Raw genomic sequence first — 14595 nt, 5'->3', positions numbered from 1 at the left:
TTATTTTATGCCGAGAAAACTTATTTATAGTGGATATTCCTAAGTTATACTTTTTCATAAGCAAAATCTTCTTGATTTTGCTTGGTTTTAACGGTTCTTAGGAATTTGGCTCCACTGTAAATAAGGAAATTGGAATAAATTAATTTGATTGTTTGTATCATTATATTTTGCTATTTTTAACTAATTAGCTCATATCTTTTACTCCTGTTATCCAATTTAATTTGCTAAAAATTTGTTAAAATAATATGCTAATCTACAGTCATATCACCATCTCTGGTGATGGCTCTGCCTTAAAGACTCATTCCCGCTCTTGCGGTTCAAAAATCGACAATGACCATTGCAGATATTCTGATATCGATGCTGACTACGGCTGGGACAGCGACCTTGATAAGTTCTACTTTGGCTATACGACTTACAACATCTCCTATATCAATCATCACTATAATATTGATCTCCCTTTATTTTTGTCTTTTGCCAAAGCTTCCAGACATGATGCTTTGACTTCTATGGAAGCACTGGCTCAGTTCAAGTCCATTAATTCGTCTCTCTCTATTTCTCATTACTGTCTCGACTCAGCCAGTGACAACTATTCAACACATTATCTTGCCTATTCTCTTGGCATCGTTCCTCTTATCGACATTAATAAAAGAAGAAACTCTCATAATGTGTATGAACCTTTTAAAGATATATCAGAAAACGGAAAACCTATATGCATGGCTGGTTTTGAAACCGTTAAAGATGGTTTCGATAAAAAACGATTCCGTCACAAGTTTCGATGTCCTTTTGCCACAAAACAAGGTGATAACACTTGTCCATGCAAAGATAAGTGTTCTTCTTCACCATATGGAAGAGTATTCTATATTAAAAGCGATAAAGATATAAGACTATTTGGTCCAATACCTTATAAATCAGATAAATGGAAACTCATCTATAAGGATAGAAGCTGTACTGAAAGAATCAACACTCGCATTCTTAACGACTACAGGCTGACAGACTGCAGAATGCATGGAAGAAAGAGAAATTTCTTCATGCTTGTTATGATCGGCATCAACATTCATTTGGATGCCTACCATAAAGTCACTTCAATGTAATTAATAATTTTTAAAAATTATTGAATTTCAGATGTTTTCCTATACTCTTTTTTTTGACTGATTCACATCGGTCATTTTTATTTCCATTGTTCTTTTTTAGGCATTCAGTTAAAATCAGAAATTTTTAGATTTTTGCTAAGGGTTTTCGTACCTACTCTCATATCATAAAGTTAAACAGTAAAACAAAAGTAAACTTTTAAAATTATATTTTGTTATCAAAGACATTATTCATTCCTATCTGATTCATTGATAAACGATTGGCAATTTTTTGCATACGAATATCAAAATCAGCAATTTCATCAGCACAATATCGTAATTCATCTAAAATGTCTTGTGTTATTTTATGACTGTTTTTATAACAGAGTTGATGTTCTAAACTTGCCCAAGAATCCATACCAACTGTACGAATCTGAATTTCAACAATAACCATTTTTGTTTGATTAGCTAATTGAATGTTATTTTTAACAATAAGATGCAAACTTCTATATCCATTTGGCTTTGGGCGTTCTATATAGTCTTTCATCGTAATAAGTTCAATATTATCTTGCATACAAATGATTTGAGCTAAATTATACACATCAGATATAAAAGGGCATATAATTCTAATACCAGCTATATCTTTTAGCTTCGTAATCGAATTCATATCAAAAGATAAATTTTTTTTGATTAATTTCTTTTTAATACTTTTAGAAGATTTAATCCTATATTGAATACTTTCTATTGGTTTATGATTTTGAGTATGCTTGAATTCAACATTCATTATTTCTAAAAAAGTAACAATTTGTTTCACCCCAGACTTATAAATATCAAGTAATTCATCAAACTCAGTTACAAAATCTAAAAAGGTTTCATCATACATATATTTCTCATCTCCTTTGATTCAATTTTTCAATAAAAAAGTAAACTATATGTAAATTCATATCATATTTTACTTTTAATTTACTTTATTTGCTTAATCTAAAATCAAAGGAGGAAATATTATTATGAGAAAGATTATATGTATAGACCGAGAATATGGAAGTAATGGACGTATTATCGGTAAAGAATTAGCAAGAAGATTAAACATTAATTTTTATGATCATGAATTGATTGAAAAGGCAACAAATATGTTAAAAGTAAAAAAGGATATTTTAATGAAGATTGATGAGAAAAAACATCGTCCTTTATTATTCGAAACATTATTTATTGATAATGATCATACCCTAGGAAGTGATTCAATTAATGATATTCTCTTTGAATGTCAAAAAAGATTAATTATCGAATACGCTCAAAAAAACGATTGTATTTTTATTGGAAGATGTGCAGCTGATATCTTAAGAGAAAATACGGACTATCGTGTCGTTAATTTATTTATTACAGCACCATTAGAATATAGAATTAAAAATCGTATGAAAATTGAAGATAAATCAAAAGAAGAAATTATAGAAATAGTTAAAAGAAAAGATAAAGAAAGACAAGCTTATTATGAGTACCATACTGGAAAAGATTGGTCAAAACCATATAATTATGATGTTATTTTAAATTCTGAATCATTAGGAATTGAAAGAACAATCGCAGTTTTAACAGAAGCTTTTAAAAAAATGGAATTTTAGATATATCAGTTGAAAAACAATACCACTTAAATAAAACAGTTCAAAGAGAAAAAATAATCTGTTCATAGTTCTTACTTGATAATGGGCAGTTAAAAAAAGAGATTTCAAAAAATGATCATATTTTAATAATCATTTAAGAAATCTCTTTTTAATGTTTACCTTAAAGTAAAAAAGAACCCCTGTTCATATTTACTCTATATAAACTTAAATAATTTTAACTAATTTTTTTAACTTTACTTTGCTTTTACTTTTCTCCTTTAATATATCAACTGTGATAAAACTATCACAATTCGAAGAAAGGAGATCATTTATGAATGAAATTGTAGTTAAAGAGCTAACAAAGGATTATGGGCACGGCCGCGGAGTTTATGATGTATCGTTTGACGTAAAGAAAGGTGAAGTATTTGGTTTTCTTGGTCCTAATGGAGCTGGTAAATAAACAACAATGCGACATTTAATGGGTTTTTCAAAACCCCAAAAAGGAAAAGTAATTATTAATAACTTAAATTGTTGGAGCAATCATAATGAAGTTATGAAAAATGTTGGCTATTTGCCTGGTGAAGTAACTTTACCAGAGGGATTGAATGCATCAGAATTTATTGAAATGATGAAAAAGCTGAAACATTGCGAAAATGATGACTATATTAAATATTTATTGGAGATATTTCAATTAGATATTAATCATGATATTAAAAGCATGAGTATTGGTGAAAAAAGGAAGCTTGCTATTATTGCAGCATTTATGAATGATCCAGGGGTTCTTTTATTAGATGAACCTACAAGTGGATTAGACCCTGTTATGCAGGAAGTATTCATAGAATTTATTCAATCTGAAAAAAAGAAAGGGAAAACAGTTCTATTATCAAGTCACATATTTAATGAAGTTGAAGCTTTATGTGACCGTATTGCAATTATTAAAGACGGCAAGTTAGTTTCTGTTATCACGGCCTCAGAAATCGTCGAATACAAAAGAAAAACTTTTGAAGTTATCTTTAAAAATAAACAATCATATCAAAAATTTAAAAATACTGAAAAAATCGAGATTCGTGATGAACAGGAAAAAGAATTATCACTTCTTATTTCTTTAGAAGACAGTAATCAACTCATTCGCACATTAAAAAAATATGAAATAAAAAGCTTACTAGAAAAGCCACAAACTTTAGAATCGTATTTTATGCACTTTTATCAAACCAGCAGAAAATTTGGAGGAATAGAAAAATATGCAAAACACAATAAGAGTTAAACATTTAACAAAAGACTTTGGTAACGGCAGAGGCATTTATGATTTTAATTTTGAGATACAAAAAGGTCAAATCTATGGTTTAGTTGGAACAAACGGTTCAGGAAAAACAACAACGATTCGACATATGATGGGATTTCTTAGAAGTGATAATGGATATGTAACAATCAATGGATTAGATAGTTATAAACATGCTTCCAAGATTAAACAGTATGTTGGATATTGTCCTGGACAAATTGAATTTCCTGATGTCAGAAATGGTAAAAATTTTCTAAAAATACAGGCTCAGCTGTTAGGCTTAAAAGACCTATCGTATATGAATGAATTAATTGATAGACTTAAAATCGATATCACAGCGCCTCTTAGAAGGATGTCCAAAGGGATGAAGCAAAAAATGGCATTAGTCGTTGCTTTTATGGCAGAACCTGATATTTATATCTTAGATGAAGCTTCTACTGGGTTAGACCCATTAATGAGAGATACTTTGATTGAAATTATATTAGAACAAAAAGCAAAAGGTAAAACGTTCTTTATGTCTAGTCACATCTTCAAAGAACTAGAAGATACCTGTGATAAAGTTATGTTTATTCATGATGGAGAAGTTGTTCAGGTAATTGATAGAGCTGAATATGAAAAAGCGCCACATGAATTATATATTTACTCTTTTGCTAAAACAGAAGATTATAAATTATACCAGAAATCTGAATTTTATAAAAATCATCCCATCCAATATCCATTTGAAGAAAGCAATGAAAAGAAAAATCAAATCAGCATATATTTACCATCTAATGAAATTATGGATTTGTTAGAAGAATTATCAAAATATGAATTACTAAGTTTTAGTAATCCTGCAATTACATTAGAAAACTATTATACAAATATGATTGAAAAAACAGGAGGAATAAAAAATGATTAACTTTGCACTCTTAAAACAAACAATAAAATCTAATTGGATCATTTGGTTAGCTATGACAGCTATAATGACAGTACTAGGTGTCCAATTTGCATCAATGGAAATGACAAGACCATTATTATTTACTATTTTTTATGGAATGATGACGACCATTCTTCCTGGAATCTACGTTTTAATCACCTCTAATAAATTACTTGCATCACAAGTAGATTCAGGTAGTATGGCATATATTTTATCAACTCCTATTAAAAGATCAACAGTTGTAATTACCCAAGTATTTTATATGATCGTTTCACTCTTTTTAATGTTCGCAATCACTACAATTGCACATGTAATTGTAAATAACATAGATCCGTTAAATTTATCTACATTAGCTTATGTGCAATATTCTGGAGAATTAACTACTCAAATGATCATTCAAATCAACTTATCTGCCTTTATGGTTGCTATTGCATTAGCCGGAGTTTGCTTTCTATTTTCAGGATCATTTAACCGAAGTAAATATTGTTTCGGATTAAGTGGAGTATTTGTAGGTGAATCTGTATTAGTCAATATGCTGGCAATGTTTGGAACTCTAGGTGTCCAAGCCTTAGAAGATATGAAATATCTAACTATATGTTCTTTATATGATTACACTTCTATTCTAATTAGTAATAGTGACTGGATTTTAAAAATGGGTATCGCAGGAGTTGTAGGAGTAATTGGATTTATCTTAGGGAGTATTATTTATACTAAAAAAGATCTACCTTTATAAATTATATATAAATGTCTGAACAACTTATAAAATAAGCTATTCAGACATTTTTATTAGATAAAGAAACAATTGCTATATTTTTAAGGAGGCTGTCATGTACCAGATTATTGATAAAATTATAAATAATAAGAAAATAATTATTGTTTTTGACTATTTTTATTTAGGAATTATTAGCTTAAATAGTTTTATATGGCTTTATTATAGTAAAAAAGTTACTAATGAAATAAGTTATGTTATATTTTGGATTGCACTATTATATATATCTACTCAATTTACAATTACTATTGTCTATCGAAAACAAAAACTAAAACGACGCTATATACTGTATAAAAACAAATATATATTTAAATGTTTATATATATTGATTTATTTATCAGTTTTAATCATAAATATCATCAATAAAAATGATCTGTTTTCAGATTATAAATTTCTTATTTATAATCTCATGACCTTTATTTATATATCAATTGCCGGTACTTCGTTTTATTGGTCTTCACGTCTAAAACACAAATTAAACTCTTTACTGTAAAAAGGGGTTAAAAACGAATTTCAAACTCTCAAAAAGTTATTTCGTTACAACCCCTTTTCTACTTATATAAGCTGATTAAGATCCATACTGCTTAAAAAGCAAAATTTCCTGCTTCAAAAATAATTACTTCTTGATCATCATTAGTTTTTCCAATAATTTTTAGATCTTTTGTCCCAATCATAAAATCTACATGTGTTAAAGAATCATTGATTCCTTTTTCTAACAGCTGTTCTTTAGTCATTGTTAAACCATCTTTAAGACACTCGCTAAAACCTTTACCAATTGCCAAATGACAAGAAGCATTTTCATCAAACAAAGTATTGTAAAATAATGTCTTCATATTTGATATTGGTGAATCATAAGGAACTAACGCTATTTCTCCTAAATAATGACTTCCTTCATCTATTTCTATCATTTCTTTTAAAATTTCTTTACCCGTCTTAGCATCATAATCTACGATTCGACCATCTTTAAACACTAATTTAAACTCTTCAATCAAATTACCATTGTAATTAAGCGGCAAAGAACTATACACGACACCATTTGTTCCTTTATAATTAGGACTTGTAAAAATTTCTTCAGTTGGCATATTGGCAAAGAAATAAACACCATCAACAGTATATGAACCCCCGCCAGCAAATAAATAACCTTCATTTAAACTGACTGTTAAATTTGTTCCTAATGAATTAGTATAAACCAAACTTTTTAAATTAAGCTGATTTAAATGATCAACTCTTCTTTCAAAACTTTTTCGATGTTCATCCCAGGCAGCAACCGGATCATCACAATCAACTTTCACCGCTTTAAAAATAGCATTCCATAAAGCCTCTAAAGCCTCACTGTCTGACATATCTGGATACACTTTATTAGCCCACTTCAACGAACTAGCTGCCACAATACACCAGGTATTGATTCCTAGATCTAAACTATCATAAAATGGCTTACAAGCAGTCGCTACACTTTTAGACCATAAAGCTATTTTAGCTGGATCAATCCCTTTGAATCCTTCAGGATCATCGCTATGAATAGTTAAAAAGGCAGCATTTTGAGCAGCATAATCATTTCTAAATTCCTTAAACCAGGCTGGTACTTTACCAAATTCATCTTTTGTTACATATTCATATTTATAACGTGATACTATTTCATCATGATATTTGACCACAACTTCCTTGGCACCAGCTTCATAAGCTTGTTTTGTAATTAATCTTACTAATTCAGCGCTTTCAACCGGAGCATCGATTACTACTATTTGATTTTTTTGAACATTTAATCCTGACCTTACAATTAATTTAGCATATTTCAATAACTTTTCTTTAAATGACATACTATTTCCTTTCTATATCTATATTTTACCACCAATTTCAGTCTTTAATAAAATAATACCGCACTACTTTAATTTATTCAACTCATTAATAGCATCAAGCGACCCTAAATCTGCTGCTTTTTGATAATACTTTAATCCTCTTTCCAAATCTTTTTTAATTCCATCACCATAATAACACATATAACCAGCCATAAAACAAGCCTCCCGATAATTTAGTTCGCTAGCACGACAAAACAATTTAAAAGCCTCCTGCTTATTAATACTCGTCCCAATGCCATAAAAACAGCATCGTCCTAAATTATAGATTCCTGGTGCATAATTATTACTAGCAGCTTTTAAATAGTAATTAAATGCCTCGCTAAAATTCTTTTCTGTACCTATTCCATTTTCCAAATAAATACCATACAAATTTAACGCTGGTACATATTCATAATTAGAAGCTGTCTGTAAATAAGTAAAGGCTTTATTGACATCTCTAGAAACCACTTTTCCTTCATCCAAATATAAAGCCATTCGATACATTGCTCTAACGTCATTTTGATTTATTGCCATTTTATAATAAGTAATAGCCTTTAAATCATCATGATATGCAGGAACTTGTTCATAAATCAACCCTAAATTATACATTGCTGGAGCATAATTCAAATTTGCAGCCTGCTGATAAAAATCAATTGCTTTATCAAGATCGATTTTTCTTCCCTTACCTTCTTCATATGCTAATCCAACATGATATAATCCTGGAGCATAATTAGCTTTAGCTGCCTGCATGTACAAATCAAAAGCATGCTGATGATCACATTTTACTCCTTCACCATGATCATAAAGATAACCTAAATTACATAAAGCTCTTGGATAACCTGCTTCACTGGCTAAACGATAATAATGCACAGCTGCCTTTAAATCAACTGCAGTTCCAATCCCCATTTCATAACAATATGCTAAATTACATTGTGCCGCTGGATAATTTAACTTGGCCGCCTCACCATATAATTTAACAGCTAACTCTAAATTTTGTTTTACTCCGAAACCACTTTCATAACAATACCCCAGTGCCACCATCGCCTGCACATCCTTTTGTTTACACGCCTGACGATACCAATATGTACAGCGATAAGCAGCATTTTTTATTTCTGGATGATTTTCATAAAAATATCCTAACCAAAATTGCCCACGCGCATAGTTCAAATGAGCCGCCTGCTTATAATAATAACGCGCTTTTTTCAAATCCATAGTGACTCCCTGACCCAATTCAAAACAAGTTGCCAATGATACTAGTGCTGGAGGATAACTATTTTCACTCGCTTGTTGATACCAGTAAACAGCTTTAACAAAATCCTGCTTTGTTCCTAAGGCATTTTCATAACAATGACCCAAACGATACTGCGACTGTACATGTTCTTGATTAGCCGCTTGTTCATAACACTCGAATGCTCTTTTAACATCTTTATCAATTCCTTCACCAAATTCAAAACATGTCCCTAAACAATATAAAGCTTCGCTATATCCAAGCTGGGCTGCTTTCAAATAATACTCTACTGCCTGATGCAAATCAGCTTTTATACCGCGACCATACTCATAGCAGTAACCTAAATTACATATCGCTCTAGGAAAATTTGCCTGGGCACCTTGAAGATATAAATTATACGCTTTTTGATAATCCTGCTCAACACCTATTCCAAATTCATAAAAGTAAGCCAAATTACAAATAGCAACAACATTATTGTAATTTGCGGCTTTTTGATAATAATGCGCTGCCAGTTCAGCATTTGGTTCAAGCCCTAAACCGCGTTCATACATATATCCAATAACACAAATACAGTCACTGTTACCAAGTTCTTCACCTTTTTTAAAATATTTTAAAGCTTCTTGATATTCTTGATGATCAAATAATTTTAATCCGATCTTATATAATAATCTACCGCTTAAGTCATCAAGTTCATCTGTAATTTCATCATCTTCTTCCATCAATATACATAAATCTATGCCAATAATATTCCCTTGATCATTCTCAATTAAATACTGCTCATATTCAAAAAGATCATTTTGTAACGATTTTTGATTATCTTTAAAATTATTTTTAATATCTTCTACTCTTTTTTCCAACTCTTCTATACTATCATGTTGATCATATACAGTTATTACATTTAAATAAGCGGTTCTTTTTTCATTTCCATACGACTGATGCTTTAATTTTATCAAACACTCATGATTATATACATCTATTATTTCATCAAAAAGCCATTGATCAAACAAAGGCTCATAGCTTTTTATTCGATCCTTTATCTCCATAATTACCTCCATATTTATAAACAAATAAGCAGATGTCCCTGATCTGCTTAACTACCATTAATTATATTCGATATTTCTTTTGAATATTTACCCAAAATAGCACTAACTTTATTTGTTGTCTGAACAATTCCCGATGCACCTACAGCCTTTAATTTTTCCAAACTAACAAGACTATCATCTTCTACAAAAAAAGTAATTTTAGAAGACGTCGCAATTGTCTCTTTAATATTACTTCGACCGCCTACAGCTTCCATAATCATATTTATATCTACAGGAATATCACTTGCTTTAACTTGTTTTGGCTGTTTATTTTTTATGACTTTTAAAAAGATAACAGCTAGAATAATTACTACAATCAAAGCAACGATTCCGTAAAATAAATAATCATTCATTAACATCTACCCCCTATTAATTATTATTTAATTATAGTATACTATATCAAGATAGAAAAAACTATCTTTTTTATAAGGAGGGATTTTGTGGAAGAAAAAGAGAAATCCGTAATTTGCTGGTCCTTGATTGGTTTATTATTATTACTTTGTTTTATTAGCTGTCTAGGAATTAAAAGTGCAACTCCATTAATTACTAAAGGAAATCCCAGCACCTACTGGTTAAAACAACTTATATTTTATGGAATATCTTTTACATTAATGATTGTTGTCTTTAAAATATCAAATGATCGTATTTATTCATCTATGTGGATCATATACGGTATTTTGATGGTTTTACTCGTCGGCCTGGCTATAGAACACTTTTTATTCACCCATTTTGGAATTAAAGTAATTCCTTTAGCTAAATATACAGGCGGCGCAACTTCCTGGTATTCACTACCGGGATTCGATTTTCAACCTTCAGAATTTATGAAGATCATCTTAGTAGTTGTCATGGCTGATATTATTGATAAACATAACAATAAATATCTTGTCCATAATTTACATAATGACTGTTTATTGATTGGTAAAATTTTGGCTGTTTCGATGCCCCCATGTATCTTAGTTTATTTACAAAATGATGCTGGAGTAACAATGATCATGTTAGCCTCAGTTGTCTTTATTATATTTATGTCAGGAATTCAAGCTGGCTGGTTTATTATTGGGGGAATAGTGGTAGCGATCATCATTGGTATTATGGTCTATATTTTCCTATATGAACATGACTTATTTGTCAGTTTAATGGGTGGCGATCATAAATTAGGACGTTTTTATGGCTGGATCGACCCTGAAGGAACATATGGTGATCAAGGCTATCAGTTATTTAATGCTTTATTATCTTATGGAACTGCTGGTTTATGGGGTCACGGAATGGAAACGGCATTAATTAATTTGCCTGAAGCTCAAACTGACTTTATCTTTGCTATAATTGCCTTAAGCTTTGGTTTTGTTGGTGGTGGTCTTACAATTTTAATCATTTGTATATTTGATATATTATTGATCAGAATTGGTTTTAGATCAAAAAACAATCGTGATAAATATTTTACCGCTGGTATATTTGGACTTCTGGTTTTTCAACAGGTTTGGAATATTGGAATGGTTCTTGGACTTTTCCCGATTACCGGAATTACCCTGCCGTTTTTATCATATGGTGGTTCATCATTACTTTCTTATATGATTGCAATGGGAATTTTCTTAGATATAGAAAAACAGACTAGAATAATTGAAGGTAAAAAAAGATATTAAAAAAACGCTTTAGCGTTTTTTTATTTTAACATATTTATTAGTTAAAGGATGCAAAAATTCAATATATACACTATCTAAATAATAACATTCAGGATAAGTTGAACCATACAGACTATCGCCTTTTAAAGGATGTCCAAGCGAACTTAGATGCACTCTTATTTGATGGGTTCTGCCAGTTTCCAAGACACACTCAATCAAGCTCATATTATCATATGTTTTTAAACTTCGATAATAAGTAACGGCTTTTTTACCATGATCAGCGATCAATCTTTTTACGCTATTATTATCTTTAACAATTGGTTTATCAATTTTCCCAGCACCAGTTAAAATTCCTTCTACCAAACAGTGATACACCCTTTTTACTTGTTTAATATCTTTTGATAATAAATAATGCGCCTGTCTGTTTTTAGCAACCAGTAATAATCCTTGAGTATCTTTATCTAAACGATTGACTAGATGAACGGTAGACTTAAGATTTTGCTGCTGATAATAATAGACTAAAGCATTAGCTAAAGTTTTTTGCGGATAGCGTTTAGTAGGAATACACGGTAACCCTGCTGGTTTATCAATAATTAGGTAATCTTCATCTTCATAAACGATCTTTAATGAATATTCATACGGCTGCATTGAAGTAGTTTCAGGCGGCCAAATCAATTCTATTAAATCTGCTTTTTTTAAACAATATCGAACTGTTTGATGTTCTCCGTTTACTAAAATATCACCTGTCATCTTGATTGCCTTAAGTGCTTTTTTGCTCAAACTTTGTTTCATTAAAAAATTCTTCAACAAAACGCCTTCATCTTCTGGTTTAACTATAAATCTCATTCATTTATAAACGCCCTTCTAATTCTCTGAATAAACGATAATTGTCGATACTCAATAAAATTAACTGTCTGCTTAGCAATTTTAACCTCAATGCTCTCTACATTTTCAATTGAATAAGCCAAATGATCGATTCCTAAATAAACATGGTCAAAATGATGTCCTACCAGTTTTATTATCTTATCAGCATCTAGAATCAAACTCGAACCCAAACTGCGATAAGCATTATGCTGAATTCCAGCCACTTCAGTCAACTGCATCAATGGCACCCCTGGATAAATAACCGCTCCACCAATTGATTTATTATAAGCTGTCGAACCTGAGGGCGTAGAGACACATATTCCGTTTCCTCTAAAAACCTCTAATAATTCCCCATTAATATAAATATCAATTACTTGTGTTGTATAGTCGTGATCAATTCGCATCTCATTTAAAGCCCAATAAATATCTTCTTTTCCCTCGTGTTTAACTTTTACTTCCAATAAATTACGAGGCGTTATTCGATATTTATCCTGCTTGATTGCTTCAACTAATTCAAACACTTCATCTTTTTGATAATCTGTAAAAAAACCTAATGTCCCTGTATGCACACCGATAAAATTAACATTTTGATTTAAATACTGATGAATCGACATTAACATCGTTCCATCACCACCAACACTAATTACTAAATCAGGATTTTCTTGATCATATTCCATAATTCCTTTTAATTCATGCTTAATTTTATTGGCGACATGTTTAGATAGATCGTCTTGTTTTATTACTAATGCATATTGTTTCATTGTTTTCATCACCCCTAAAGTATATACTATATAGTATATACTAACGGAGGTCACTATGGAAGAAAACTTAGAAATAGAATTCAAAATATTGATTGATAAAAATACATATCAACAAATTATCAATGATCATAAAATCGATCGTTCTTACCAGCAAACTAATTATTATTTAATGCATCCTGTATTAAGTGAATTAAAATATTCACTTAGAATTAGAGAAAAAAATAATCAGTACGAATTAACTTTAAAACAGCCGCAGTCTAAAGGTAATTTAGAAACAAATCTGATTATAAGTAAAGAGCTCAAAAATAGAATTATTGATCATGAATTAGTAAATAATGAAGTATTTGATATTTTAAAAAAATATCAATTAGATAGTACAATGTTTAAAACCGATTGTTTTTTAACTACACTTCGTAAAGAAATTAAAACTCCTAAAGGCTTAATTTGTATCGATTATAATCAATATAACGGCCACGAAGACTATGAACTAGAATACGAAGTAAATGATTATTTGAGTGGTAAACAAGCTTTTTTAGATTTTATCCATCAATATAATCTAACCTATCATAGCAATTGCCTTAGCAAGATAAACCGTCTAATCAAATCATTATAATTTAAAAGCAGTGTCTTAACACTGCTTATTTTTCTTTAAAATACGCTTCATTGATCTTACATGGTTGACTAATAAATTGTGGACATGCATCCCGACGAGGACATTCTGCTAGTTTACGAAGCTCTCGTGGAATAAATACTCTGATTTCTTCAGCATTATAACCTACTTGAAATCTTCTTTCATCAATCATGATCGGGCGCTTTAATACTGATGGATTTTCTTGAATAAACTTAATCAATTCATTAACCGACATACTATCAATATCAATATCATTTTCTTTAATTATCTTACTTCTTTTTGAAATGATATCATCTGTCCCATTTTCACTTCGCTCCAATAATTCTCTTAATTCTACTTCTCTAAGCAGGGTTGAAAAAATATTTTTTTCCACATATGGAATATTATGTTCTTTCAGCCAAGATTTAACCTTTCGACATGACGCACAACTAGGCGCAGTATAAATACGAATCATAATATCATCTCCCTTACTCCACTATTATACATTATTTTAATTATTTTTCTATCCTTTTTTATTTTCAGTTTCAGTTATTTGAATATTTATACTATTATCTAACACAAATTATCAACTACATATATTATTTTTTACTTTTAAAAATATCAATAAACCATCTATATTAAAAAGAACTTAGTTTACCCAAGTTCCTTTATCAATTCAATTGTACTAAAACGCTACGCGTTAGTTCAATTCTTTCTTTATATTTTCTATATTTTTTTGTTTGCCATCTTTCTTATGATGGCTTTTTTTATTTATAATTTAGTTGTCATTTTATACAGAAAGGACTGATTAACTATGAATACTAAATCTATAAATGACAAAATTGCACAATATCCTATTTTAACCGATGTTAAAAATGAACTTCTTATCAGAAATCTTTCTCAAAGAACTATCATCAACTATATGGATGGTATAGCTCGCTTTTTTGACTTCATTGAATATGATAATGAATTT

At 30.1% G+C, this 14595-nt stretch carries 15 protein-coding genes; 8 read left to right on the top strand and 7 right to left on the bottom strand.

What is annotated here, in order from left to right:
- Nucleotides 1-245 precede the first annotated feature (245 nt).
- Nucleotides 246-1091: a transposase gene (locus BR82_RS17145; RefSeq protein ID WP_147590256.1), complete on the top strand. Its 846-nt coding sequence runs from the start codon at nucleotides 246-248 to the stop codon at nucleotides 1089-1091.
- A gap of 202 nt (nucleotides 1092-1293) precedes the next feature.
- Here BR82_RS17145 and BR82_RS15860 read toward each other — a convergent pair whose 3' ends face one another.
- Nucleotides 1294-1950: a GTP pyrophosphokinase gene (locus tag BR82_RS15860; protein WP_051592836.1), complete on the bottom strand. Its 657-nt coding sequence runs from the start codon at nucleotides 1948-1950 to the stop codon at nucleotides 1294-1296.
- A gap of 124 nt (nucleotides 1951-2074) precedes the next feature.
- Between BR82_RS15860 and BR82_RS0112490 the strand changes: the two genes are divergently transcribed.
- From BR82_RS0112490 to BR82_RS0112475, 5 genes are all read left to right on the top strand, one after another.
- On the top strand, nucleotides 2075-2683 hold the full coding sequence (locus tag BR82_RS0112490) for a cytidylate kinase-like family protein (protein ID WP_034865031.1): 609 nt from the start codon (nucleotides 2075-2077) through the stop codon (nucleotides 2681-2683).
- Nucleotides 2684-2993: 310 nt separating this feature from the next.
- Complete coding sequence (locus BR82_RS17845; protein WP_261794294.1) at nucleotides 2994-3122, top strand: hypothetical protein; 129 nt, start codon at nucleotides 2994-2996, stop codon at nucleotides 3120-3122.
- A 6-nt stretch (nucleotides 3123-3128) separates the two neighbouring features.
- Nucleotides 3129-3926, top strand: coding sequence for an ABC transporter ATP-binding protein (locus tag BR82_RS15855; RefSeq protein WP_205618768.1), 798 nt, complete (start codon nucleotides 3129-3131; stop codon nucleotides 3924-3926).
- Nucleotides 3904-4839: an ABC transporter ATP-binding protein gene (locus tag BR82_RS15850; RefSeq protein ID WP_051592835.1), complete on the top strand. Its 936-nt coding sequence runs from the start codon at nucleotides 3904-3906 to the stop codon at nucleotides 4837-4839. Before BR82_RS15855 ends, BR82_RS15850 begins: the two co-directional genes overlap by 23 nt.
- Nucleotides 4832-5590, top strand: coding sequence for a hypothetical protein (locus tag BR82_RS0112475; RefSeq protein ID WP_051592834.1), 759 nt, complete (start codon nucleotides 4832-4834; stop codon nucleotides 5588-5590). The genes BR82_RS15850 and BR82_RS0112475 overlap by 8 nt, the downstream gene beginning before the upstream one ends.
- Nucleotides 5591-6210: 620 nt before the next feature.
- Here the strand turns inward: BR82_RS0112475 and BR82_RS0112465 are convergent.
- From BR82_RS0112465 to BR82_RS0112455, 3 genes are all read right to left on the bottom strand, one after another.
- Nucleotides 6211-7443 carry an aminopeptidase gene (locus BR82_RS0112465; protein WP_027090461.1) on the bottom strand — a complete coding sequence of 411 codons (1233 nt, stop codon included), beginning with the start codon at nucleotides 7441-7443 and terminating at the stop codon, nucleotides 6211-6213.
- A 63-nt stretch (nucleotides 7444-7506) separates the two neighbouring features.
- Entirely contained in the window at nucleotides 7507-9732 is a 2226-nt protein-coding gene (locus tag BR82_RS0112460; RefSeq protein WP_027090460.1) for a tetratricopeptide repeat protein, read from the bottom strand.
- A gap of 47 nt (nucleotides 9733-9779) precedes the next feature.
- On the bottom strand, nucleotides 9780-10124 hold the full coding sequence (locus BR82_RS0112455; protein WP_027090459.1) for a PTS sugar transporter subunit IIB: 345 nt from the start codon (nucleotides 10122-10124) through the stop codon (nucleotides 9780-9782).
- 87 nt (nucleotides 10125-10211) lie between these two features.
- Here BR82_RS0112455 and BR82_RS0112450 point away from each other — a divergent pair, with 87 nt between their 5' ends.
- Nucleotides 10212-11408 (top strand): FtsW/RodA/SpoVE family cell cycle protein, encoded by a 1197-nt coding sequence (locus BR82_RS0112450; protein WP_027090458.1) that lies wholly within the window; start codon nucleotides 10212-10214, stop codon nucleotides 11406-11408.
- Between the two features lie 9 nt (nucleotides 11409-11417).
- On the opposite strand, the gene BR82_RS0112445 is transcribed toward BR82_RS0112450, so the two are convergent.
- Entirely contained in the window at nucleotides 11418-12233 is an 816-nt protein-coding gene (locus tag BR82_RS0112445; protein WP_027090457.1) for an RluA family pseudouridine synthase, read from the bottom strand.
- Nucleotides 12230-13066: an NAD kinase gene (locus BR82_RS0112440; RefSeq protein WP_335324208.1), complete on the bottom strand. Its 837-nt coding sequence runs from the start codon at nucleotides 13064-13066 to the stop codon at nucleotides 12230-12232. Before BR82_RS0112440 ends, BR82_RS0112445 begins: the two co-directional genes overlap by 4 nt.
- A gap of 1 nt (nucleotide 13067) precedes the next feature.
- Between BR82_RS0112440 and BR82_RS0112435 the strand changes: the two genes are divergently transcribed.
- Nucleotides 13068-13625 carry a CYTH domain-containing protein gene (locus tag BR82_RS0112435; RefSeq protein ID WP_027090455.1) on the top strand — a complete coding sequence of 186 codons (558 nt, stop codon included), beginning with the start codon at nucleotides 13068-13070 and terminating at the stop codon, nucleotides 13623-13625.
- A gap of 25 nt (nucleotides 13626-13650) precedes the next feature.
- Here BR82_RS0112435 and spx read toward each other — a convergent pair whose 3' ends face one another.
- Nucleotides 13651-14097 (bottom strand): transcriptional regulator Spx, encoded by a 447-nt coding sequence (gene spx, locus BR82_RS0112430; protein WP_027090454.1) that lies wholly within the window; start codon nucleotides 14095-14097, stop codon nucleotides 13651-13653.
- Between the last annotated feature and the right edge of the window lie 498 nt (nucleotides 14098-14595).

The organism is Thomasclavelia saccharogumia DSM 17460, from assembly GCF_000686665.1.
Taxonomy (GTDB): Bacteria; Bacillota_I; Bacilli_A; order Erysipelotrichales; family Coprobacillaceae; genus Thomasclavelia; species Thomasclavelia saccharogumia.
This window is presented reverse-complemented; position numbering and strand designations above follow the sequence as displayed.

Coding starts and splice junctions, on each gene's coding strand:
- BR82_RS17145 (WP_147590256.1), top strand. CDS start 246: ATGCTAATCTACAGTCATATCACCATCTCTGGTGATGGCTCTGCCTTA.
- BR82_RS15860 (WP_051592836.1), bottom strand. CDS start 1,950: ATGTATGATGAAACCTTTTTAGATTTTGTAACTGAGTTTGATGAATTA.
- BR82_RS0112490 (WP_034865031.1), top strand. CDS start 2,075: ATGAGAAAGATTATATGTATAGACCGAGAATATGGAAGTAATGGACGT.
- BR82_RS17845 (WP_261794294.1), top strand. CDS start 2,994: ATGAATGAAATTGTAGTTAAAGAGCTAACAAAGGATTATGGGCACGGC.
- BR82_RS15855 (WP_205618768.1), top strand. CDS start 3,129: ATGCGACATTTAATGGGTTTTTCAAAACCCCAAAAAGGAAAAGTAATT.
- BR82_RS15850 (WP_051592835.1), top strand. CDS start 3,904: ATGCAAAACACAATAAGAGTTAAACATTTAACAAAAGACTTTGGTAAC.
- BR82_RS0112475 (WP_051592834.1), top strand. CDS start 4,832: ATGATTAACTTTGCACTCTTAAAACAAACAATAAAATCTAATTGGATC.
- BR82_RS0112465 (WP_027090461.1), bottom strand. CDS start 7,443: ATGTCATTTAAAGAAAAGTTATTGAAATATGCTAAATTAATTGTAAGG.
- BR82_RS0112460 (WP_027090460.1), bottom strand. CDS start 9,732: ATGGAGATAAAGGATCGAATAAAAAGCTATGAGCCTTTGTTTGATCAA.
- BR82_RS0112455 (WP_027090459.1), bottom strand. CDS start 10,124: ATGAATGATTATTTATTTTACGGAATCGTTGCTTTGATTGTAGTAATT.
- BR82_RS0112445 (WP_027090457.1), bottom strand. CDS start 12,233: ATGAGATTTATAGTTAAACCAGAAGATGAAGGCGTTTTGTTGAAGAAT.
- BR82_RS0112435 (WP_027090455.1), top strand. CDS start 13,068: ATGGAAGAAAACTTAGAAATAGAATTCAAAATATTGATTGATAAAAAT.
- spx (WP_027090454.1), bottom strand. CDS start 14,097: ATGATTCGTATTTATACTGCGCCTAGTTGTGCGTCATGTCGAAAGGTT.